Origin of the sequence: Candidatus Mycolicibacterium alkanivorans, from assembly GCF_022760805.1 — a bacterium.
Taxonomy (GTDB): Bacteria; Actinomycetota; Actinomycetes; order Mycobacteriales; family Mycobacteriaceae; genus Mycobacterium; species Mycobacterium alkanivorans.
Window position 1 is genome coordinate 2,176,185 of record NZ_JAIVFL010000001.1, and the last position, 20,681, is coordinate 2,196,865.

The window sequence follows — 20,681 nt, forward strand, 5'->3', positions numbered from 1 at the left end:
AGAAGAACAAGCCGATCCGGCCCAAGGTGCGCTAGCCGTTCGCGGCGATGTCTTCCAGGACCGCGAACATCGTCCGCGTGGGAACCCCGGTGCCGCCCTTGGGGGTGTAGCCCCACGGCCCCGACGTGTTGTAGGCCGGCCCGGCGATGTCGATGTGGGCCCACTGCACGCCGTCGGCGACGAACTCGCGCAGGTACACTCCGGCTACGAGCATGCCTGCGAAGCGCTGCGAGCTGACGTTGGCCAGGTCGGCCACCGAGGACTTCAGGTCGTCCTTGAGCTCCTCGGGCAGCGGCATGGCCCAGGCGTTCTCGCCCTCGCGCTGGGACAGCGCGGCCACCCGGTCGCGGAACTCGTCGCTGCCCATCACACCCGGAGTACGCGCCCCGAGTGCGACGGTCTGCGCGCCGGTCAGCGTCGCGGTCTCGATCAGGTAGTCCGGCTTGTCCTCGCAGGCCCGCACGATCGCGTCGGCCAGGATCAATCGGCCCTCGGCGTCGGTGTTGAGCACCTCGACGGTGGTTCCGCCGTACTGGGTGAGAACGTCACCGGGGCGCTGCGCGGTCGACGAGGGCATGTTCTCGGCCATCGGCACCGTTGCGATCACGTCGATCGGAAGCTCTTGGCGGGCGGCCAGCACAACCGTGGCGATCACCGCGGCGGCACCGCCCATGTCGGAGGTCATGTGGTGCATCGAGGCGGCCGGCTTGATGGAGATGCCGCCGGTGTCGAAGGTGATGCCCTTGCCGACCAGCGCGACCCGCTTGGCCCCCTCGCCCTTCGCGCCCCGGTACGTCAGCCGCACCAGGCGCGGCGGGCGCGACGAGCCCTTGCCCACGCCGACGATGCCGCCGAAACCGCCCTTGGCCAAAGCCTTGTCGTCGAGCACCTCGACCTCCAGTCCGGCGGCCTCGCCCAAAGTCTGTGCGCGCTTGGCGAATTCGGCCGGGAAGAGATGACTGGGCGGGGTGTTGGCCAGATCGCGGGCGGTGTTGACCGCCGTCGCGATCGCGGTGGCCCGCGCGGCGTCCTTCTTGGCGGACGAGGCGGTGCTCAGCGCGGTGATCTTCGACAGTGCCGGGTCCTTGGGTGCGGTCTTGGCGCTGCGGAACTCGGTGAACCGGTAACTGCCGAGGATCAGGCCCTCGATCGCGGCCTCCAGGTGCAGTTCGGTCAGCGTGGTGATGACGGCCTCGACCCCCGTCAGAGAGCGTGCCGCCGCCCCGGCGGCACGGCGGATCACCTCGGCAGGCCATTCGTCGCGCGGGCTTCCCAGCCCCACGGCCAGCACACTGCCCACCGGCAGTGTCGGCACGTGCAGGCGGGCGACCTGCTCGGTTGCGCCCTTGGCGCCCAGTGCGCGCAGGCCCACCTCGATCTCGCCGATGGCCTCGGCGTCGAGGAACGGGCCGCCGACCACCTTCGGTGCGGCGTCGTTGTCCGAGTCGGTGACGACGGGAACGATCAGCACCGCTGACCCCACGCCCCGCTTGGGAAGCGAGCTGGCGACGGTGACGGCAGGCGCGGTGTATCCGGGTTCGGTGCTCACGAGGATTCACACTAAACGGCAGGCGCTAGTGTTGTTCGTCGTGACCGACACCGACCTGCTGCACGGCCCCCTCGAGAGCCAGCACCGCGAACAGGGTGCCACCTTCGCGCCCTTCGGTGGATGGCTGATGCCGGTGTCCTACGCCGGCACCGTCAGCGAGCACACCGCCACCCGCGAAGCGGTCGGCCTGTTCGACGTCAGCCACCTCGGCAAGGCGCTCGTGGTGGGACCCGGTGCGGCGGAGTTCGTCAACTCCGCGATGACCAACGATCTGCGCCGGATCGGTCCGGGCAAGGCGCAGTACACGCTGTGCTGCACCGAGGGCGGCGGCGTGATAGACGACCTCATCGCCTACTACGTCAGTGACGACGAGATCTTCCTGGTGCCCAACGCGGCTAACACCGCGGCCGTGGTGGAGGCACTGCAAAAGGTTGCGCCGCAAGGCATTTCGATCACCAACGAGCACCGGTCCTATGCGGTGCTCGCGGTGCAGGGACCACGCTCCTCCGACGTGCTGGCCGCCCTGGGCCTGCCCACCGACATGGACTACATGGGCTACGCCGACGCCGAGTACTCCGGCGTGCCGGTGCGGGTCTGCCGGACTGGCTACACCGGCGAGCACGGCTACGAACTGCTGCCTTCGTGGCAGGCGGCCCCGACGGTGTTCGAGGCGCTGGTGAGCGCGGTCGGCGAGGCCGGCGGTCAGCTGGCCGGTCTGGGAGCGCGCGACACGCTGCGCACCGAGATGGGCTACCCGCTGCACGGCCACGAACTCTCCCTGGACATCTCGCCGCTGCAGGCCCGGTGCGGCTGGGCGATCGGCTGGAAGAAGGATGCGTTCTGGGGCCGCGACGCCCTGCTGGCCGAGAAGCAGGCCGGACCCCGTCGGCTGCTGCGCGGCCTGCGCGCGGTCGGCCGCGGAGTGCTGCGTCCCGATCTCACCGTGCTCGACGGATCCGAGCCGGTGGGCGTGACGACGTCCGGGACGTTCTCGCCGACACTCAAAGTCGGTATCGCCCTCGCCCTCGTCGAGGCCGACGCCGGTATCGAGGACGGCGCGCTGGTGAACGTCGACGTGCGGGGCCGCGCTCTGGAGTGCGAGGTGGTCAAACCACCTTTTGTCGAGGTCAAAACCCACTAGCCGCCCGGTCTACAATTGCCGTATGACCATCGGTCCCCTCGAATTCACGGTTGAGCGCAACGCGAATCCGGCGAGCGACGAGGTACGCGGTCAGATCCTGAAGGACCCTGGTTTCGGCCGCTATCACACCGACCACATGGTGTCGGTGCTCTACACCGACGAGCTGGGGTGGCACGACGCCCGGGTGCTGCCGTACGGCCCGATCGAATTGGATCCGTCTGCGATCGTCCTGCACTACGCGCAGGAGGTCTTCGAGGGGCTGAAGGCCTACCGGTGGACCGACGGGTCGATCGTGTCGTTCCGGCCCGAGGCAAACGCCGCGCGGCTGCGGACGTCCTCTCGCCGGCTGGCCATCCCGGAGCTGCCCGAAAGCGTGTTCATCGAGTCGCTGCGGCAGCTGATCGCGGTCGACGAGCCGTGGGTTCCGCCCGCCGGCGGGGAGGCGTCGCTGTATCTGCGGCCGTTCGTCATCGCCACCGAACCGGGCCTCGGGGTGCGACCGGCCTCGGAGTACCGCTACCTGGTGATCGGTTCACCGGCCGGCGCGTACTTCAAGGGCGGTATCAAGCCGGTCAGTGTGTGGCTGTCGACGGAGTACGTGCGCGCCAGCCCCGGCGGCACCGGCGCGGCCAAGTTCGGCGGCAACTACGCGGCTTCGCTACTGGCCCAGGCCCAGGCCACCGAGCACGGCTGCGACCAGGTGGTGTGGCTCGATGCCATCGAACGCCGCTTCGTCGAGGAGATGGGCGGGATGAACCTGTTCTTCGTCTTCGGCAGCGGCGGCTCGGCCCGGCTGGTCACGCCCGAACTGAGCGGTTCGCTGCTGCCGGGCATCACCCGCGACTCGCTGCTGCAGTTGGCCAGCGATGCCGGGTTCGCCGTCGAGGAACGCAAGATCGACGTCGAAGAGTGGCAGAAGGGCGCGGCCACCGGTGAGATCACCGAGGTCTTCGCCTGCGGCACCGCCGCCGTCATCACTCCGGTCTCCCACGTGAAGTTCGGCGAGGGGGAGTTCACCATCGCCGACGGTGAGCCCGGCGAGGTGACGATGGCGCTGCGCGACACACTCACCGGCATCCAGCGCGGCACCTTCGCCGACACGCACGGCTGGATGGCCCGGCTCAGCTAGTCGGCCCGCACGGCGTTTCGGCCGGACCGTTTCGCCTTGTAGAGCGCTTCGTCGGCGCGTGCCAGCCAGGAGGCGACGTCATCGTCGTCGGCCAGTTCGGCGGCACCGATGCTGACGTGACGGTCGCCGATCCCGCGCCGTCGAACCTGGTGTCGGCGATTCGTGCGCCGATCTTCTCGGCGACGGCCGCCCCGTCGTCGATGTCGCAATCGCGCAGGAGGACGACGAACTCCTCGCCACACCAGCGGGCCACCATGTCGGTGCCGAGCTTGTCGGTCGATGTATTGCTTGATGATCGACAGGGGTGCGCCTCCGAAGGAGACGGCGAAGTAGGAGGGCGACCAGAGGTGGCCACGCATGCGGGCGCAAACACATGCGCCGGTGAATTCGCGCCGTCCCGCGTAGGCGGTGCGGCCCTTGAGTCGCTGCGCAAGAACGGAAATTGCGAGCGTGGGTGGATAAGCGACCAGCACATGCACGTGGTCGGTGCGCGACCGGGCACCCGGGTTGCTGGTGGAGATGTTGCGTCAAGCACGACCGCCTTGTCGCAAACCTGCCTGTGCGGGAACCGCAAGAATAAACCGCTTTCGCAACGGACCCACCGCTGCGAGTGCGGCATCACCGAAGATCGCGACCTGGTTTCGGCCTACCTCGGACTGCACGTCCGCATCCAGGTCGATGGGGTCGATCGGCTGGACTTGCCGTCAGCCCAACAGGGCTGGGGGCATCGTCAGGACGTCGACGAGTCGCCGAAGTCCAGCCGTAGTGCATCAGCACGCAAGCGGCGAGGCCGCAGGCATCCGCCTTCGCGGAGGTCAGTGGCGCGCATCAACGCGAGGCGTAAAGCCAAGGCTGTGATGCGACAGAGCCGCTCGGCGCGAACCTCCACTACCGACCAGCCTACGGCGATAGCCGCATGAACGCGCCTATCGAGACAGCCGGCCGGCACGAGGAATCCTCGCAGTTTCACTGCGGGGAGGACGTCAACAGCCCGATCGCCGTCAGTGTCGTCGTCAGCTCCACCACTGCACCAAGCACATCTCCGGTGATACCGCCGAACCGGCGCACGCAGTGGGCCACCAGGAAAATCGAGACCACCAACGCCGCCACCACGACAACCGGCCCCTGCCACGGGCGGGGCGTCGCGGTGACGGACACGGCCACCGCCAACACCGCCCACAGCGCCACCACGGCGGACGGCTGACTCCCGGCGACCTGCTCACCGAGCACGCTGCCCGGGGCAGCCGGAACCCCGCGACGGCAGGCCAGCACGGCGGCCACCCGCCCGCTCGCCACCGCCGTGACGACGGCCGCGGCTCCGCTCAGCCCGGGCGGCGCAGCGGCAAACGCCAGACCCTGTGCCGTCAGCACCACCACTACCGCGGCCACCCCGAACGGGCCCGCCGATCCGTCGCGCATCACCTGCAAGGCCCGCTCGGGGGGCCCGTAGCAGCCCAGGCCGTCGACGGTGTCGGCCAGACCATCGATGTGCAGGCCGCGGGTCGCCAGCAGCAGCGCGGCCACCGTCAGCATCCCGGCCAGCGCGCTGTGCGGCCCGAAAGCCCACTGTCCAGCCCACAGCACCGCAGCGGCGACCACCCCGAGTGCGGCGCCCACCACCGGCAGTGCCGTCATCGTCGCCCGTCCGACGCCGGCCCCGCGCGACGGGATCGGAAGCACCGTCCCGAACGCGAAAGCCGTTGCCAGCGAGCCGAACACGGTCAGTCCGGCGCTTTGTCGGATACGCCGGCGTCCTCGAAGGTCGCCATCGACGCCAACGTTGCGATCGCGGCGCGGACCAGCGGTAGCGCCACCGCGGCGCCGGTACCTTCGCCCAGGCGCAGGCCCAGGTCGACGATCGGCTCCAGGCCGAGCTGGTCCAATGCCAGGGTGTGTGCGGGCTCGGTGGAGCGGTGCCCGGCCTGCCACCAGGACCTCGCACCCGGCGCCATCCGATCACCGACCAGCGCCGCCGCCGTCACCACCAGACCGTCGAGAAGCAGGGGAGTGCGCCGCACCGCGGCCTGCGCGCAGAAGCTGGCCATCGCCGCCAGATCCGCGCCGCCGCAGGTGCGCAACAACGCGACCGGTTCGGACCGCAACCGGCGACCCCGGTACATCGCGTCGCGTACGGCTGCGGTCTTGCGTGACCAGCCGGCATCATCGATACCGGTGCCGCGGCCCACCACCGCCACCGGCTCGGTGTCGGTCAGTACGGCGATCAATGTCGTTGCCGCTGTGGTGTTTCCGATGCCCATGTCACCGGCGATCAGCAGGTCGGCGCCGCCGTCGACCTCCTCGTCGGCGATCCGACGGCCCACCTCGAGGGCGGCGAGCACCTCGTCCTCGCTCAGCGCATCCTCGATGGCGATGTTACCGCTGGAGCGGCGCACCTTGTACCGCCCGGCGGGTTCGTCGGTGTTCACCGCCACGTCGACCACGCGCACCGTCGCGCCAGCCACCTCGGCCAGGACGTTGATCGCCGCGCCCCCGGCGCCGATGTTGGTTATCATCTGCGCGGTGACCTCCGGCGGGTATGCCGACACGCTGGCGCGGGCCACGCCGTGGTCGCCCGCGAACACCACCACCCGTGCCCGTTCGAATTGCCTTGGCGGACAATGACCCTGGCAGGAGGCCACCCACACCGACAGATCCTCGAGCCGACCCAGTGCACCCGTCGGCTTGGTCAGGATGTCCTGCCTTCGGCGGGCGGCCGCGCCGGCGCGCGAGTCGGGCGGAGTGACCGCGGAGAACTCCATCACACAACCTCCGTCGGTTTGACCGGCAGGGGCAGTCCCGCCACCACCAGGACCACACGCTCGCAGCACTGGGCAAGTCGTTGATTGAGGGTGCCCAGTTCGTCGGCGAACCGGCGGCCCGACGCGGTGGCCGGCACCACGGCCAGTCCCACCTCGGGGCTCACCAACACCAGCGGGGCACTGAAACCCTCGACGGCGGAAACCAATTCGTCGATGTCATCGGCAACCGAACCGTCATCCCAGCCGCGGCGATCCAGGGTTGCGGTCAGCCAGCCACCCAGGTCGTCGACCAGGGTCGCGGCATGCGGCGCGGCCCGCAATTGCGCGGCCACGTCCACGCTCTCCACGGTCTGCCAGGTCACGGGGCGGCGGTCGCGGTGCGCGTCGACCCGCGCCGCCCAGGCGGGATCGGCGCGGGGGACAGGGCCCGTGGCGAGATAGCGGACGGCACTGTCGGCGCCGATCGCCGACTCGGCCCATCGTGATTTGCCCGACCTGATTCCGCCGAGCACCAGTGTGCGCACAGTTCCGGGTTGAGTCAGTCGACCTTGGCGCCGCGCTCGACCCGAGGTCGCGGGGCACGCATGCGGCGCAGCTGCGAGGCCCGTCCCGCGGCGTAAAGCCCGAGCTTCCAAGGGCCTTCGGTGTTGTCGGGGAACTTGGCATCCACCGCCTTGTTCACCTTGCGGCCCAACAACACGGCGTCGACGCCCATGATCGCCATCAGCACGAGCATCGCCGGAGAGATGAGAAGCTGAACCTTCGGCACGGCGAGCATGACGAAGATCATGAACAGCGCCGCGGGCATGAACAGGCCGAGCAGGTTACGTCGGGAGTCGACGATGTCACGGACATAGCGGCGCACCGGCCCCTTGTCGCGCGGCAGCAGGTAGTCCTCCTCGCCGGCCATCATCTTCTCGCGGCGAGTGTTCATGGCGGCGCGCCGCTCGAGCTTCTCGGTCCGGCGCTCCTCTTTGGTCAGCGTCGCGCGCATCTCCTTGCGACGCTTGCGTGCCTCGGAGGTGGTCATCGGGGCGGGCGCCACCGGGCCGCGGCGCTTGGCGGACTGGCTTCGCTTGGGCGTCGGCCTGCCCTTGGGCGGCGTGGAGCGTGTCGACGCGGAATCCTCGACCGGCGTCGGCTCGGCCTCCGGCGCGTCGCCGTCATCGTTCTTTCGGCCCAGCAGCTTCACGCTGACAGGTTACTTCGCCGCGCCACCAGCCCGGCATGCACCTTGCGATGCCGGGCCTTACGCTGCAGGAATGACGGGCGTCGAGGCGGGATTGCAGGTGCTGATCGCCCCGGACTGCTATGGCGACAGCATGACCGCCGTGGCGGCCGCCGACGCCATCGCGACGGGTTGGCGGCGGGCGCGCAGTGCCGACCGGCTCACCCTGGCGCCGCAGTCCGACGGCGGGCCCGGCTTCGTCGGGGTACTGGCCGGCCGGGCGGGCGGGGTGCGGCGTAGCCGGGTCTCGGGACCGCTGGAAGAAGATGTGGACGCCGAATGGGTGTACGCCGCGGACACGGCGACCGCCTACATCGAGTGCGCCCAGGCCTGCGGGCTTGCGCTGCTCGGCGGTCCGCCGACCGAGCAGACCGCGGCCGCCGCGCACAGCCGCGGTGTCGGCCAGCTCGTCGACGCCGCGCTGAGGGCGGGTGCCACCACGATCGTGGTCGGCCTGGGCGGCAGCGCCTGCACCGACGGCGGCCGCGGTCTGATCGACGCGTTCGGCGGCCTCCGGCAGGCGCGCGACGAGCTGGACGGGGTCGCGCTGATCGCGGCCACCGACGTCGAGCACCCGCTGCTCGGGCCGATGGGCGCCGCGCGGATCTTCGGGCCCCAGAAGGGTGCCGACCCGGCGACGGTCGAGATCCTCGAACAACGGCTGACGGCCTGGGCGGCCAAGCTCGACGCGCTGGCCGGACATCCGGTCAGCCCGTTGCCGGGGGCCGGCGCGGCCGGGGGACTGGGCGCCGCGCTGCTGGCTCTCGGTGGTACCCGCGCCTCGGGCGCGGCCGTTATCGCCGAACACACCGGGCTGGCGCGCGACATCGCCGCGGCCGACGTGATCGTCACCGGCGAGGGCCGCTTCGACGACCAGTCGCTGCACGGCAAGGTGGTCAGCGCACTTGCCGACGGCGCCCGCGCACGCGGCATCCCGGTGATCGTGCTGGCCGGCCAGGTCACGCTGGACCCGGCCGCGCTGGGCGAGGCCGGTATCGCCGCCGCCTACTCGATTGCCGACCACGCAGGCTCGGTGCGGCTGGCGATCGACGACGCAGCCAACCAACTGGCCGGGCTGGCCTGCCGGACGGCGAGCGGGCTCCAGCCGGCTTGAGTCGGGAATAGCCGCCGGACAAGGTACCGTTGATGAGGTGGGCCTAACCGCCACGGGAACCCACGACAGACATCTGCATGAGGGAGACGTAATGACTGTTTCCGATCAGTCGACCGCAACGCACGGCGTGACCCTGACCGACGCCGCGGCTTCCAAGGCGAAGTCGCTGCTCGACCAGGAGGGCCGCGATGACCTGGCGCTGCGCATCGCCGTGCAGCCCGGCGGCTGCGCCGGCCTGCGCTACAACCTGTTCTTCGACGATCGCGCTCTCGACGGTGACCTCACCGCGGAGTTCGGTGGCGTCACCCTGACCGTCGACCGGATGAGCGCCCCCTACGTGCAGGGCGCCACGGTCGACTTCGTCGACACCATCGAGAAGCAGGGCTTCACCATCGACAACCCCAACGCCACCGGCTCCTGCGCCTGCGGCGACTCGTTCAACTAACCGAACAGCCTGTGCAGCGGCCGCTCAGTATTGGGCGGCCGTTCGCAACAGATACGAGCACACCAGCAGCTGATTATCCTGGCGCAGCACCTGCGCCACGCCCTGCTCCTCGGCCCGGCTGCCGCGCGCGCCGGACGCCCGCGCTACCGTCATGGTGAACAGCACCTGCGCCTGATACGACGACGACAGCACGATCTTGTCGATCGAGGTTACCTCGGCGCGGGTGAACTGCCTGCGAAAGGCATCACTGGCCAGCCGCGCCAGCGCCAGATCCCCGCGGCGGTCCTTGACCCCGTCGTACATGCCGCACAGGTTGTTTCGCGCGATCGTCTCGGTATCGCCGTTGGACAGCGCGGTGAGGTAGCTCTGGATGGTCGCCTTGGTTGCGGCGTCGGTGAACACACCGGCCGGGGTTGCCGGGCGCGTAGTGCGGATGGTCAGCGCTGCCGCCACGACAGCCGCGACCAGAACCACAGCGGCCAGACTCAACCACAACGCCCTGCGACGGCGGGGTTTCTGCTGCGGATAGCTCACCGGTGGCGGCAGTATCCCCGGATACGCCCAGGGATACGGGGTGCCCGGCGCCGGGGCCCCGGCGGGACCGAAGCGGACGTCGGGGTACGGCTCGGCGTAGGCGGGGGACCCGGAGAACGGTTGGCCCTCGGCGCCGGCCTGCTGGGGCGGCGGAAAGGGGTCAGCCATCGACGCGTCTCCTGGTCTTCGGAGGGAATACAGTCTCGGAGGGAATACTGAAGTACCGGCCACATCGGCGCCGAGGCCGGGCCATATAGTCGGCACTTGTACGCAGGCTAGCGCACCCTGGGGGAAATGAACGGCCGCGTTACGCGGGCATCGTTACCTAGATCACCTATCAAATGAAGGGCGGACGCTTCGTGACCATCGCGGTAACCGGATCCATTGCCACCGACCACCTGATGCGCTTTCCCGGGCGGTTCTCCGAACAACTTCTCGCCGAGCATCTGAAGAAGGTCTCGCTGAGTTTCCTCGTCGATGATCTCGTGGTGCATCGCGGCGGTGTCGCCGGCAACATGGCCTACGCCATCGGCGTGCTCGGCGGCAGCGCCGCCTTGGTGGGTGCCGCCGGGATGGACTTCACCGACTACCGCGAATGGCTCGAGGCTGCCGGCGTCGACTGCGACAACGTGCTCATCTCCGAGACCGCCCACACCGCTCGCTTCGTGTGCACCACCGACGTGGACATGGCCCAGATCGCCTCGTTCTATCCCGGGGCGATGTCGCAGGCGCGAAACATCAAGCTGGCCAACGTCGTTGAGGCCATCGGCACGCCCGAGTTGGTGATAGTCGGTGCCAACGACCCGGACACGATGTTCCTGCACACCGACGAGTGCCGCAAGCTCGGCCTGGCCTTCGCCGCCGACCCGTCCCAGCAGCTGGCCCGGCTGTCCGGCGATCAGACCAAACAGCTCATCGACGGCGCCACCTACCTGTTCACCAACGACTACGAGTGGGACTTACTGCTGTCCAAGACCGGCTGGACCGACGCCGACGTGCTGGCCCAGGTGGGCCTGCGGGTCACCACCCGGGGCGCCAAGGGTGTGGACCTGGTCAGCGCCGACGGCACCAACATCCACGTCGGCGTCGTGCCGGAGACCGCGCAGGTCGACCCGACCGGTGTGGGCGACGCGTTCCGGGCGGGCTTCTTGACCGCGCGCAGTGCAGGCCTGGGGCTGGAACGCGCCGCGCAGCTAGGCTCCCTGGTCGCGGTGCTGGTACTGGAGACCACCGGCACGCAGAACTGGACGTGGGATCCGGAGGTGGCCAAGACCCGGTTGGCGGGCGCCTACGGCGCCAAGGCCGCCGCAGAGATTTCCGCTGCCCTCGCTTAGAGCTGATCGCCCGACTCCTCCCCGCGGCGTCCGCCGCGCATCGTCGTCGAGCCAGAGCTGATTGCCCGACTCCTCCTCGCGGCGTCCGCCGCGCATCGTCGTCGAGCCAGAGCTGATTGCCCGAGTCGAGCTAGAGCTGCACGGGGTACTGCGGCTCGCTGATCGTGGGCACGATGCTGTGCTCGACGAAGATGGCGTGCCACAGCATGAAGATCAGCACCGTCCACAGCCGTCTGCTGTGATCGCCCTCCCCGGCGCGGTGCTCGTCGAGCATGGTGCGCACGGCGGCCGTGTCGACGAACTGTCCGGCCTGCGAGGCGTCGATCATGCCGTAGGCCCAGTCCATCAGTTCGCCGGCGCGCAGCCAGTGCCGGATCGGAACCGGGAAACCCAGCTTGGCCCGGTTGAGCACGTGCGGCGGCACGATCGGCTCCAGCGCGCGGCGCAGTGCGTACTTGGTGGTGGTGCGGGTGATCTTCTGGTCGAACGGCAGCCGGGAGGCCGCTGCGAACACCTCGGGATCCAGGAACGGCACCCGCAGCTCCAGTGAGTTGGCCATCGTCATCTTGTCGGCCTTGACCAGGATGTCACCGCGCAGCCAGGTGAACAGATCGATGTGCTGCATCCGCGCCACCGGATCCCAGCCGGCCGACTCGGCGTAGATGGGGGCGGTGACGTCGGCGTGCGTCCAGCTGGACTTGAAACCGGGGAGCACCGCGCGCAACTGGTCGTCGGAGAAGCTGCGGGCATTGCCGTAGTACCGCTCTTCGAGCGTCAGCGAGCCGCGATGCAGCAGGCTCTTGCCGCGCAAACCTTCGGGCAGCGGCCGCGACGCCCGGCCCAGCGACTTGCGCACCGGGCGGGGTAGATAGTCGAAAGGCTTGAGCGACAACGGTTCCCGATAGATCGTGTAGCCGCCGAAGAGTTCGTCGGCTCCTTCGCCGGACAACACCACCTTGACGTGCTTGCGAGCCTCGCGCGCGATGAAGAACAGCGGCACCAATGCCGGGTCGGCCACCGGTTCGTCGAGATACCAGACGATTTCGGGCAGCGCGGTCACGAACTCGGACTGGCTGACGACCTTGGCGACGTGCCGTGCGCCGATGGCCTCTGCCGAAGCCACCGCCACGTCGACCTCCGAGAAGCCCTCGCGCTCGAAGCCGGTGGTGAAGGTGATCAGCCTCGGGTTGTGGCGGATCGCCAGGGCGGCGATCGCGGTGGAGTCGATGCCGCCGGACAGGAAAGCACCCACCGTCACGTCGGCGCGCATGTGCTTGGCCACCGAATCCTCGAGGACGGCGGTGATCTCGTCGTAGCGGGCCTGCTCGCCGCCCGAGGTGAACGGTGTGGCGGCGAACCGCGGCACGAAGTACCGGCTGACCTTCGGCGCCTCACCGGGGCGGATCAACCCGTAGCAGCCGGACTCCAGCCGCCGGATACCGCGGTGCAGCGTCTCGGGCTCGGGTACGTACTGAAGAACCGTGTAGTGCTGGACGGCACGCTCGTCGATCACGGTGTCCAGGCCCAGCACCGGCGCGAGGTCGAGCAGGCACTTCTTCTCGCTGCCGACCGCGGTGCCGCCCGGGCCGGTCGCCATGAACAGCGGCTTGATGCCGAACGGGTCCCTTGCGCAGAACAGCTGATGGTCGCGGGTGTCCCAGAGCGCGAAGGCGAACATGCCGCGCAACCGGGCCAGCGCCTCGGTGCCCCAGTAGTGGTAGGCGGCCACGACGGCCTCGCCGTCACCATCGGTGGCGAACACCGCGCCGTCGCGCTCGGCGAGTTCGGCCCGCAGCTCGAGGTAGTTGTAGATCTCGCCGTTGAACACCAGCACGTAGCGGTCCGGCTCGCTGGGCGGGCCCCACCGCAGGGGCTGGTGAGAGTGCGCGATGTCGATGATCGACAGCCGGTTGAAGCCGAGCACCACCTGGTCATCGGCCCACGTCCCAGGCTCGTCCGGGCCGCGGTGGCGCATCAGCGGCGACGCGCCGGCCACCGCCTCGACGGTCTGGGAGGTGATGCCGCTTGCCGGGGCTGAAACCAGGGCAAGCAGTCCGCACACGCGGCCAAGTATGCCGCACGTCGGGAGTGCGTCGAACGCGCGGCACCGTCGAGGATATGACGGAACACGACCGAATTGGAGGTGTGTCGGGCTTGGTGATCCCGCGTGGTCTACGCTGCGTAGTATTCGATTCGCGAAAAAGTTCCCGCGATGAGAAAAATGCGGTTCATTAGGGCCATGGGCAGGACCTGAAACAGGAGGCGCCAAAGTGAAGACCCGCGGTTCCCGGCTCCGTAGGGTGGCGTTGGCCGTCACCATCGGTGTGCTGGCGCTGTCGCTCAGCGGGTGCAGCTGGCAGGAAGTGTTGGGCCTAGGCTGGCCCAAGGGCATCACTCCGGAAGCGCACGCCAACCGTGACCTGTTCGTCGGCTCCGTCGCTGCCGCTCTCGTCATCGGCGTGATCGTGTGGGGTCTGACCTTCTGGACCGTGACCTTCCACCGCAAGAAGAAGGGCTCCGGCGACGAGCTGCCGCGCCAGTTCGGCTACAACATGCCGCTGGAACTGGTGCTGACCGTCATCCCGTTCCTGATCATCTCGGTGCTCTTCTACTTCACGGTCGTCGTGCAGGAGAAGATGCTGCACAAGGAGCCGAACCCCGAGGTCGTCGTCGACGTCACCGCCTTTCAGTGGAACTGGAAGTTCGGCTACCAGAAGATCGCCTTCAAAGACGGCACGTTCAACTACGACGGCGCAGACAACGCCCCCAAGGCCGCGATGGTCTCCAAGCCCGAGGGGGTGGACGCACGCAGCGGCGAGGAGAAGGTCGGTGCGGTGCGCGGCCTGAACCCCGAGGACCGCAGCTACCTGAACTTCGACAAGGTCGAGACGCTGGGAACCAGTTACGAGATCCCGGTCCTGGTGGTTCCGGTCGGCAAGCGCATCGAGTTCCAGGTTGCCTCCGCCGACGTCATCCACTCGTTCTGGGTGCCCGAGTTCCTGTTCAAGCGCGACGCCTTCCCGGATCCGGCGGCCAACCACTCGGACAACAAGTTCCAGGTGGCCGAGATCGAGCAGACCGGTGCGTTCGTCGGCCGGTGCGCGGAGATGTGCGGCACCTACCACTCGATGATGAACTTCGAGATCCGGGTGGTGTCGGCCGACGACTTCAAGGCCTACATGAACGCGCGCATCGCAGGTAAGACGAATGCCGAAGCGCTGCAGGCGATCAACCAGTCGCCGGTCGCGATCAGCACCCACCCGTTCGACACCCGGCGGGGCCAGCAGGTAATCCCGCAGGCGAGCAAGTAGGGGACTAGCTCATGCATATCGAAGCCAGGCTGTTCGAGATCCTGACCGCTTTCTTCGTCCTTGCCTCGATCGTCTACGGCGTGCTCACGGCGGTCTTCGGTAACGGCGGCATCGAGTGGGCGGGCACCACCGCGCTGGTGCTCACCGCGGGCCTGTCGTTGATCATCGGCACATTCTTCCGTTTCGTGGCCCGTCGTCTCGACACCCGGCCCGAGGACTACGAGGATGCTGAGATCAGCGACGGCGCAGGGGAGTTGGGGTTCTACGCCCCGCACAGTTGGTGGCCGATCCTGATCGCACTGGCCTTCTCGACCGCCGCCGTCGGCGCCGCCCTGTGGCTGCCGTGGCTGATCGTGGCCGGCGTCGTGTTCGTGCTCGGCGCGGTTTCCGGACTCGTCTTCGAGTACTACGTCGGTCCCGAAAAGCACTGAGCGCCCGAAGGTCACAATCGAGGCGTCACTTGACGCGCTACGGTGTGCTGTGACGCGCCCCGCTGGCCTGGTTGGGTAGGGTTCAGCCGGGGCAATGCGAGGCGTCGGCATGCTGCGCGCCAGTCCTTGGCCCGCGTGCTGCGGTGATGTAGTCGAAAGAGGACAGGCGAGGATGAGCGGGCCGAATCCGCCAGATGAGGAGCCCAGCGGTCAGCCGACCGACGAGTACCGGGACGACCAGGTCACCGATACCGGCTTCCACCGGGCCTATTCCGCCCCGGAGTCCGAGCAGTACACCGCGGGCCCCTTCGTCGCACCCGATCCCCGGCTCTACGACTACGACACCTACGACTCCGCACCCGAGGTCATCGAGGACACCGAACCGCCGAAATGGCCGTGGGTCGTGGGTGTCACGGCCATCATCGCCGCGGTCGCCCTGGTGGTGTCGGTATCGCTGTTGGTGACCAGCACCGACACCGACAAGCTGGCCACCCCCAAGACCACCACGACAGTGTCGCTGCCGCCGGTGCAGGACCAGATCACCACGACGGTGCCGCCGCCACCTCCGCCACCCCGCCGACCACCGAGGAACCGCCCCCGCCGCCGCCCACCGAGACCGGTGACGGTGACGCCGGAACCGCCGCCACCACCACCACCGCCGCCGCCCGTCACGACGGAGGCACCGCCGCCGGTGACGACGACGCCGCCGCCGCCCCCGACGACCACCACACCGGCCGGGCCGCGACAGGTCACCTACTCGGTGACGGGGACCAAGGCGCCCGGTGACATCATCACCGTGACGTATGTCGACGCCTCAGGGCGTCGCCGCACCCAGCGAAACGTCTACATCCCGTGGTCGCTGACGGTCACACCGATTTCGCAGTCCGACGTCGGCTCGGTACAGGCCTCCAGCCTGTTCCTGGTCAGCAAGCTGAACTGCTCGATCACCACTAGCGACGGGACCGTGCTCTCGTCGAACCAGAACAACTCAGCGCAGACGAGCTGCTGATGGCGCGTGAATCGGAGGTCGCCGTGGTCGGGACACAAGACGACGACCGGTCGCCGGAGACGGTGGACCGCGTCCTGGTCGGTGTGTGTGGAGCGATCTGGCTGGTGCTGCTAGCGGTGACGGTCATTGCTATCGTCGCGCTGGTCGACCTCGGCCGCGGCCACACCATCGGCGGCGAAGGCAAACACACGACGTGGGTGCTCTACAGCGTCATCGCCGTCTCGGCGCTGATCATCGTCGGCGCCATCCCGCTGTTGATCCGGGCCCGCCGCGCAGCGCAGGCCGTGCCCGTCCTGCCGGCCGCCGCGACGGCGACCAAGGCTGCCGCGCCGCCGCCACAAACGCCGGCCGCGGCCCCCGTGCGGCCCACAGAGGCGCCGACCGAGAAGCTCAAGGTATTCGGCGCGACCGTCGACCCGTACGAGCCGTATCAGCCTGCGTTCGCCCAGTCTTCGGCGACCCGGCGGGCAGACTTGCTCATCCCGGCGACCGAGCTGGACCGGCTGTGGCTGCGCGGCACAATAACTCTGCTGGGTGCGATCGGCCTGGCCCTGGTCGGGGTTTCGCTCGCGACCTATCTTCTGGCCGTCGACAATCAGACCGGCGCATGGGTGGCGCTGGGCCTCGCGGCCGTCGTCACCGTCGCGATGCCGGTGCTCCCGGTGTTCTATCTGCGTCAGCTGCACGCCGCGCTGGACGAAGCCCAGGCCGAGTAGGGGCTCGGAGCAGTTGACCGGGATACCGGTACACGAGCGCGCAGAACGCGCATTGCGCGCACGCCTACGAGGCGATGCCGCCGAAGAAGAAGCGGCAACGCGCCGCCACCCAACGACAGGTCCGACGCGCACCCGGAATTCACGCAGCACGTCGAGAACGCGATGTTCTACGCGCTCAAAGATGGCCTGGACCTGCAGCAACAGATTTCCGATCCAGCCGCTGTCACCGTGCATCACGCGGCGGCGGCCGCGATCGGAAGACGTCGGCTCCACATCGCCCACAGACGACTCGCCCACAACGGCGAAAGCCCCGGGCCGAGACCCGGGGCTTTCGCCGTTGTGACTTCTAGTGCCGGCCGTTGCCGTTCGGCCCGGACTCGTCGTCCTGCCACTCCCGAAGCGCGGTGAGCGCCTTGACCTCGGTCGCGTGATCGGCCGCGTTGAGCGCAGCATCCTCGGAGGCCGGGTCGGCAGTGAGGAAGCTGCCATGGCCCGGTGCGCCGCTGGCGCCCAGCTTGTTCATCCGCTTGGGTATCGCGGCTCCCTGGTATTCCAGCGGAATCGGGTGGCCGTGGTCGTCGACCGGGCCGAGCGGCTGGTGCAGCTCGATGTAGGCGCCGTGCGGTAGACGGGTGATGATTCCCGTCTCGACACCGTGCTCGAGCACCTCTCGGTCGCTGCGCTGCAGGCCCACCGCCCAGCGGTAGGCGACGAAGAACACCAGCGGCGGCAGTACGAGCATGCCGACGCGGCCGATCCACGTCGTCGCGTTGAGCGAGATGTAGAACTTCAACGCGATGATGTCGTTCATCGCGGCCAGCGTCAGCACCATGTAGAAGGCAATCGCCATGGCGCCGATGCCCGTTCGCACCGGAACGTCACGCGGACGCTGCAGCAGGTTGTGGTGGGCGCTGTCGCCGGAGAACTTGGCCTCCAGGAACGGGTAGATCGTCAGCAGCAGGAACACCAGACCCATCACGATGGCCACCCAGAAGGCCGCCGGCACGGTGTGGTGCCAGAAGTAGAGCTCCCACGGCGGGAAGATACGGGCCAGACCCTCGGTCCACATCATGTAGAAGTCGGGCTGGCTGCCGGCCGAGACCTGCGAGGGCTTGTAGGGGCCCAACTGCCAGATCGGGTTGATCTGCAGCAGACCGCCCATCAGGCCGAGGACGCCGACGATCACGGCGAAGAACGCGCCGGACTTCACCGCGAACACCGGCATGACGCGGACGCCGACGACGTTCTTCTCGGTCCGTCCCGGGCCGGGGAACTGGGTGTGCTTCTGGAACCACACCAGCGCCAGGTGAATCCCGATGAGCGCCAGGATGATTCCCGGGATGATCAGGATGTGCAGCGCGTACAACCGCGGAATGATGATGTTGCCCGGGAAGTCGCCGCCGAACAGCGCCCAGTGCAGCCAGGTTCCGATGATCGGCAGGCCCAGGGTGATCGACGAGAGCGCGGCGCGCAGGCCGATACCGGACAGCAGGTCGTCGGGCAGCGAGTAACCGAAGTAACCCTCGAACATCGCCAGGATCAGCAGCAGCGAGCCGATGACCCAGTTGGCCTCACGGGGCCGGCGGAACGCGCCGGTGAAGAAGATGCGAGCCAGGTGCACCATGATCGCCGCGGCGAACATCAGTGCGGCCCAGTGGTGGATCTGGCGGACGAACAGGCCGCCGCGCACCTCGAAGCTGATGTCCAGCGTCGTCTCGTAGGCCCGCGACATCTGCACACCGCGCAGCGGCTGGTAGACGCCGTTGTAGGTGACCTCAGTCATCGAGGGGTCGAAGAACAGGCTCAGGTACACGCCGGTGAGCAGCAGGACGATGAAGCTGTACAGCGCCACCTCGCCCAGCAGGAACGACCAGTGGGTGGGGAAGACCTTGTTCAGCTGTCGTCTGACCGCAGCCGACGGGTGATAGCGCGAGTCGATTGCGTCGCCCTGCTTGGCCAGGCGTTCGGCGATCTTGGAGGAACTCATGATGTGCGCTCCCAGAATGCGGGTCCGACGGATTCGATGAAGTCGCCGTTGGCGACCAGGTAGCCCTCTTGATCAATGGTGATCGGCAGCTGTGCCAGCGCTCGTGCGGCCGGTCCGAAGATCGGCCGCGCGAACTGCAGTGCGTCGAACTGCGATTGGTGGCACGGGCACAGGATGCGGTAGGTCTGCTGCTCGTACAGCGATGCCGGGCAGCCCAGGTGCGAGCACACCTTGGTGTAGGCGAACAGGTCACCGAAGTTGAAGCTCTCCTGGCCCCGACGCTTGACCACGCGGGACATGTCGATCGGCTTGATGCGGATGAGCATCACCGGGTTGCGCACGCCCAGGGCGATCTCGGACAGCTTCTCGTGCGATTCGACGGTGGTGCCGTCGCCGTCGGACTCGCGCCAGGGGAACACCGTTTCCATACCGCCGGCATCGATGTCCTCCGGGCGCATCTTGACGAACGGCGACTCACCCGGCAGGCCGGTGGCCCGGGCCAGATAGATCGTCTCGCCCTCGAAGCGGGGGGTCCAGCCGGAGGTCCACAGCACGGCCTTCTTGCCCTCGGCGGTCGGAACGACCGGCTTCCACGGATTCTTGATCAGGCCGCCGATGAAGGCCACCAGGGTGCCGACGCCGAAGGCGCCGATGCCGATGCCCAGCGACATCCCGATCATCTTGCGGCGCTTGATCGTCGAACCCTCGAGGGCGTCGGTGAGGTTGGCCGCGACCGTCTCGCGGTCCAGCTCCGAGGACGCGCCGTCATGGCGCTCCTGGACGGAGATCTCCTGCGGGATGAACCGCTTCTGGAACAGGACCGCTCCGATGCCGATCGCCAGGATCGACAGGCCGAAGGTCAGGCCGTACATCGGTGTGGCCAGGTTGTAGAGGAAGTTGCCCTTGGTGTGGTCCGGCTTGTACTCCCACGGCCAGAACAGGAAGACCACCAGCAGCAGCAGGCCGCTGACACCGCCGAGCATCAGCCAGAACGCCACCAAGCGCTCGGAGCGCTTCTCGGCGCGGGTGCCCTCGACGGGCCAGCGCGGCTCCTTGAGGATGGTCTCGACGCCGTCGATGCGGCCTCCGAGTTCGACCAGCTCCTCGCGCGACATCTGCGCGAGGAGCTCGTCGGTCGGCTGACCGGGTACCCCGGTGCTCGAGGTGTCACTGCCCTGCATATCACTCATGCCCTCGCCCCGATCCAGAGCGCCGCCGCGATGGCGGCGACCATGCCGATGATCCACATCGCCATACCTTCAGGAGCGGGCCCGAGCCCGCCGAGCCCGTAGCCACCGGGATTCGGTGTGTGGGCCGCCATCCGGACGTAGGCGACGATGTCCTTCTTCTCCTCCGGCGACAGCTGGCGATCGGAGAACTTGGGCATGTTCTGCGGACCGGTCAGCATCGCGGTGTAGATCTGCGCCGGTGAGGCGTCGGTCAGGCCGGGCGCGTACTTGCCCGACGACAGCGCCCCGCCCTTGCCGGTGAAGTTGTGGCAGGACGCGCAGTTGAGGCGGAACAGGTCACCGCTGCGTGCCACGTCGTTGCCGATCAGCGACTGGACGGCGATCTGCCCGTTGGCGTCGCGGGGGGTCAGCGGTCCGCCGCCGTTGGCCTGGATGTAGGCGCCCAGTGCATCGGTCTGGGCCTCGTCGAAGGCCGGGGCCTTGCGGGGAGCCTGGGCTTCGCCGCGTATCGCCGGCATGCGGCCGGTGTTGACCTGGAAGAAGACAGCGGCCTCGCCGACGCCGATCAGGCTGGGCCCGCGGCCCTGAACACCTTGCAGGTTGGCGCCATGGCAGGTGATGCAGGCCGTGTCGTAGAGCTGCTTACCGGTGCGCAGCAGTGCCGACTGCGATTCGTCGGCGACCGCCACCTGCGGCGTAGGAGTAAGTGTGGCGGCAAGCCCTCCAGCGACTCCGAGGCCGACCAGCAGCAGCAGCGCGCCAGTCAGACGGCGACGTAGTCGGCGGCGCGACTTGTCGCTCATC

General features: G+C 68.5%; 19 protein-coding genes and 1 pseudogene. 9 read left to right on the forward strand and 11 right to left on the reverse strand.

What is annotated here, in order from left to right:
- Positions 1 to 31: 31 nt before the first annotated feature.
- The gene (locus tag K9U37_RS10905; RefSeq protein ID WP_243071703.1) at positions 32 to 1,549 is read right to left on the reverse strand and encodes a leucyl aminopeptidase; all 1,518 of its coding nucleotides are present in this window, start codon (positions 1,547 to 1,549) and stop codon (positions 32 to 34) included.
- Between the two features lie 40 nt (positions 1,550 to 1,589).
- On the opposite strand from K9U37_RS10905, the gene gcvT reads away from it, so the two are divergent.
- The gene (gene gcvT / locus K9U37_RS10910; RefSeq protein WP_243071704.1) at positions 1,590 to 2,690 is read left to right on the forward strand and encodes a glycine cleavage system aminomethyltransferase GcvT; all 1,101 of its coding nucleotides are present in this window, start codon (positions 1,590 to 1,592) and stop codon (positions 2,688 to 2,690) included.
- Positions 2,691 to 2,712: 22 nt separating this feature from the next.
- On the forward strand, positions 2,713 to 3,819 hold the full coding sequence (locus tag K9U37_RS10915; RefSeq protein WP_243071705.1) for a branched-chain amino acid aminotransferase: 1,107 nt from the start codon (positions 2,713 to 2,715) through the stop codon (positions 3,817 to 3,819).
- Here the strand turns inward: K9U37_RS10915 and K9U37_RS20485 are convergent.
- The 5 genes from K9U37_RS20485 to K9U37_RS10945 all read right to left on the reverse strand — a co-directional run bounded on the left by K9U37_RS20485 (position 3,816) and on the right by K9U37_RS10945 (position 7,770).
- Complete coding sequence (locus K9U37_RS20485; protein WP_372489496.1) at positions 3,816 to 4,298, reverse strand: transposase; 483 nt, start codon at positions 4,296 to 4,298, stop codon at positions 3,816 to 3,818. The genes K9U37_RS10915 and K9U37_RS20485 overlap by 4 nt on opposite strands.
- 487 nt (positions 4,299 to 4,785) lie before the next feature.
- The gene (locus tag K9U37_RS10930; RefSeq protein WP_243071708.1) at positions 4,786 to 5,538 is read right to left on the reverse strand and encodes an adenosylcobinamide-GDP ribazoletransferase; all 753 of its coding nucleotides are present in this window, start codon (positions 5,536 to 5,538) and stop codon (positions 4,786 to 4,788) included.
- A 2-nt stretch (positions 5,539 to 5,540) separates the two neighbouring features.
- Entirely contained in the window at positions 5,541 to 6,578 is a 1,038-nt protein-coding gene (gene cobT / locus K9U37_RS10935) for a nicotinate-nucleotide--dimethylbenzimidazole phosphoribosyltransferase (RefSeq protein ID WP_243071709.1), read from the reverse strand.
- A complete protein-coding gene (locus tag K9U37_RS10940; protein WP_243071710.1) occupies positions 6,578 to 7,102 on the reverse strand; it encodes a bifunctional adenosylcobinamide kinase/adenosylcobinamide-phosphate guanylyltransferase in 525 nt (174 codons plus the stop codon). The genes cobT and K9U37_RS10940 overlap by 1 nt, the downstream gene beginning before the upstream one ends.
- 14 nt (positions 7,103 to 7,116) lie before the next feature.
- Positions 7,117 to 7,770, reverse strand: coding sequence for a DUF3043 domain-containing protein (locus K9U37_RS10945; protein WP_243071711.1), 654 nt, complete (start codon positions 7,768 to 7,770; stop codon positions 7,117 to 7,119).
- A gap of 70 nt (positions 7,771 to 7,840) precedes the next feature.
- Between K9U37_RS10945 and K9U37_RS10950 the strand changes: the two genes are divergently transcribed.
- Positions 7,841 to 8,920 carry a glycerate kinase family protein gene (locus K9U37_RS10950; RefSeq protein ID WP_243071712.1) on the forward strand — a complete coding sequence of 360 codons (1,080 nt, stop codon included), beginning with the start codon at positions 7,841 to 7,843 and terminating at the stop codon, positions 8,918 to 8,920.
- 91 nt (positions 8,921 to 9,011) lie between these two features.
- Entirely contained in the window at positions 9,012 to 9,365 is a 354-nt protein-coding gene (locus K9U37_RS10955) for a HesB/IscA family protein (protein WP_243071713.1), read from the forward strand.
- A 24-nt stretch (positions 9,366 to 9,389) separates the two neighbouring features.
- On the opposite strand, the gene K9U37_RS10960 is transcribed toward K9U37_RS10955, so the two are convergent.
- On the reverse strand, positions 9,390 to 10,067 hold the full coding sequence (locus tag K9U37_RS10960) for an Rv0361 family membrane protein (protein ID WP_243071714.1): 678 nt from the start codon (positions 10,065 to 10,067) through the stop codon (positions 9,390 to 9,392).
- Between the two features lie 191 nt (positions 10,068 to 10,258).
- Between K9U37_RS10960 and K9U37_RS10965 the strand changes: the two genes are divergently transcribed.
- Positions 10,259 to 11,233 carry a carbohydrate kinase family protein gene (locus tag K9U37_RS10965; RefSeq protein ID WP_243071715.1) on the forward strand — a complete coding sequence of 325 codons (975 nt, stop codon included), beginning with the start codon at positions 10,259 to 10,261 and terminating at the stop codon, positions 11,231 to 11,233.
- A 130-nt stretch (positions 11,234 to 11,363) separates the two neighbouring features.
- Here K9U37_RS10965 and asnB read toward each other — a convergent pair whose 3' ends face one another.
- Entirely contained in the window at positions 11,364 to 13,295 is a 1,932-nt protein-coding gene (gene asnB / locus K9U37_RS10970) for an asparagine synthase (glutamine-hydrolyzing) (RefSeq protein ID WP_243071716.1), read from the reverse strand.
- Positions 13,296 to 13,503: 208 nt separating this feature from the next.
- Between asnB and ctaC the strand changes: the two genes are divergently transcribed.
- The 4 genes and pseudogenes from ctaC (at position 13,504) to K9U37_RS10990 (ending at position 16,700) form a co-directional block, all read left to right on the forward strand.
- Positions 13,504 to 14,544 carry an aa3-type cytochrome oxidase subunit II gene (gene ctaC, locus K9U37_RS10975; RefSeq protein WP_243071717.1) on the forward strand — a complete coding sequence of 347 codons (1,041 nt, stop codon included), beginning with the start codon at positions 13,504 to 13,506 and terminating at the stop codon, positions 14,542 to 14,544.
- Positions 14,545 to 14,555: 11 nt separating this feature from the next.
- A complete protein-coding gene (locus K9U37_RS10980; RefSeq protein WP_243071718.1) occupies positions 14,556 to 14,975 on the forward strand; it encodes a cytochrome c oxidase subunit 4 in 420 nt (139 codons plus the stop codon).
- Between the two features lie 172 nt (positions 14,976 to 15,147).
- Positions 15,148 to 15,984, forward strand: a pseudogene (locus K9U37_RS10985) (MmpS family transport accessory protein).
- On the forward strand, positions 15,984 to 16,700 hold the full coding sequence (locus tag K9U37_RS10990; protein ID WP_243071720.1) for a DUF2561 family protein: 717 nt from the start codon (positions 15,984 to 15,986) through the stop codon (positions 16,698 to 16,700). Before K9U37_RS10985 ends, K9U37_RS10990 begins: the two are co-directional and overlap by 1 nt.
- Positions 16,701 to 17,046: 346 nt before the next feature.
- Here the strand turns inward: K9U37_RS10990 and qcrB are convergent, their stop codons facing one another.
- The 3 genes from qcrB to qcrC are packed head-to-tail and all read right to left on the reverse strand — an operon-like array spanning position 17,047 to position 20,680.
- Positions 17,047 to 18,687: a cytochrome bc1 complex cytochrome b subunit gene (qcrB, locus tag K9U37_RS10995; protein ID WP_243071721.1), complete on the reverse strand. Its 1,641-nt coding sequence runs from the start codon at positions 18,685 to 18,687 to the stop codon at positions 17,047 to 17,049.
- Positions 18,684 to 19,868, reverse strand: a complete 1,185-nt coding sequence (gene qcrA / locus K9U37_RS11000; RefSeq protein ID WP_372489564.1) for a cytochrome bc1 complex Rieske iron-sulfur subunit — start codon at positions 19,866 to 19,868, stop codon at positions 18,684 to 18,686. The genes qcrB and qcrA overlap by 4 nt, the downstream gene beginning before the upstream one ends.
- A 5-nt stretch (positions 19,869 to 19,873) precedes the next feature.
- Positions 19,874 to 20,680: a cytochrome bc1 complex diheme cytochrome c subunit gene (qcrC, locus tag K9U37_RS11005; protein WP_243073324.1), complete on the reverse strand. Its 807-nt coding sequence runs from the start codon at positions 20,678 to 20,680 to the stop codon at positions 19,874 to 19,876.
- Between the last annotated feature and the right edge of the window lies 1 nt (position 20,681).

What these genes read in the sequence shown, in the direction of transcription:
- K9U37_RS10915 (WP_243071705.1), top strand. Translation starts at nt 2,713, where the DNA reads ATGACCATCGGTCCCCTCGAATTCACGGTTGAGCGCAACGCGAATCCG.
- cobT (WP_243071709.1), bottom strand. Translation starts at nt 6,578, where the DNA reads ATGGAGTTCTCCGCGGTCACTCCGCCCGACTCGCGCGCCGGCGCGGCC.
- K9U37_RS10950 (WP_243071712.1), top strand. Translation starts at nt 7,841, where the DNA reads ATGACGGGCGTCGAGGCGGGATTGCAGGTGCTGATCGCCCCGGACTGC.
- K9U37_RS10955 (WP_243071713.1), top strand. Translation starts at nt 9,012, where the DNA reads ATGACTGTTTCCGATCAGTCGACCGCAACGCACGGCGTGACCCTGACC.
- K9U37_RS10960 (WP_243071714.1), bottom strand. Translation starts at nt 10,067, where the DNA reads ATGGCTGACCCCTTTCCGCCGCCCCAGCAGGCCGGCGCCGAGGGCCAA.
- K9U37_RS10980 (WP_243071718.1), top strand. Translation starts at nt 14,556, where the DNA reads ATGCATATCGAAGCCAGGCTGTTCGAGATCCTGACCGCTTTCTTCGTC.
- K9U37_RS10990 (WP_243071720.1), top strand. Translation starts at nt 15,984, where the DNA reads ATGGCGCGTGAATCGGAGGTCGCCGTGGTCGGGACACAAGACGACGAC.
- qcrB (WP_243071721.1), bottom strand. Translation starts at nt 18,687, where the DNA reads ATGAGTTCCTCCAAGATCGCCGAACGCCTGGCCAAGCAGGGCGACGCA.
- qcrA (WP_372489564.1), bottom strand. Translation starts at nt 19,868, where the DNA reads ATGCAGGGCAGTGACACCTCGAGCACCGGGGTACCCGGTCAGCCGACC.
- qcrC (WP_243073324.1), bottom strand. Translation starts at nt 20,680, where the DNA reads ATGAGCGACAAGTCGCGCCGCCGACTACGTCGCCGTCTGACTGGCGCG.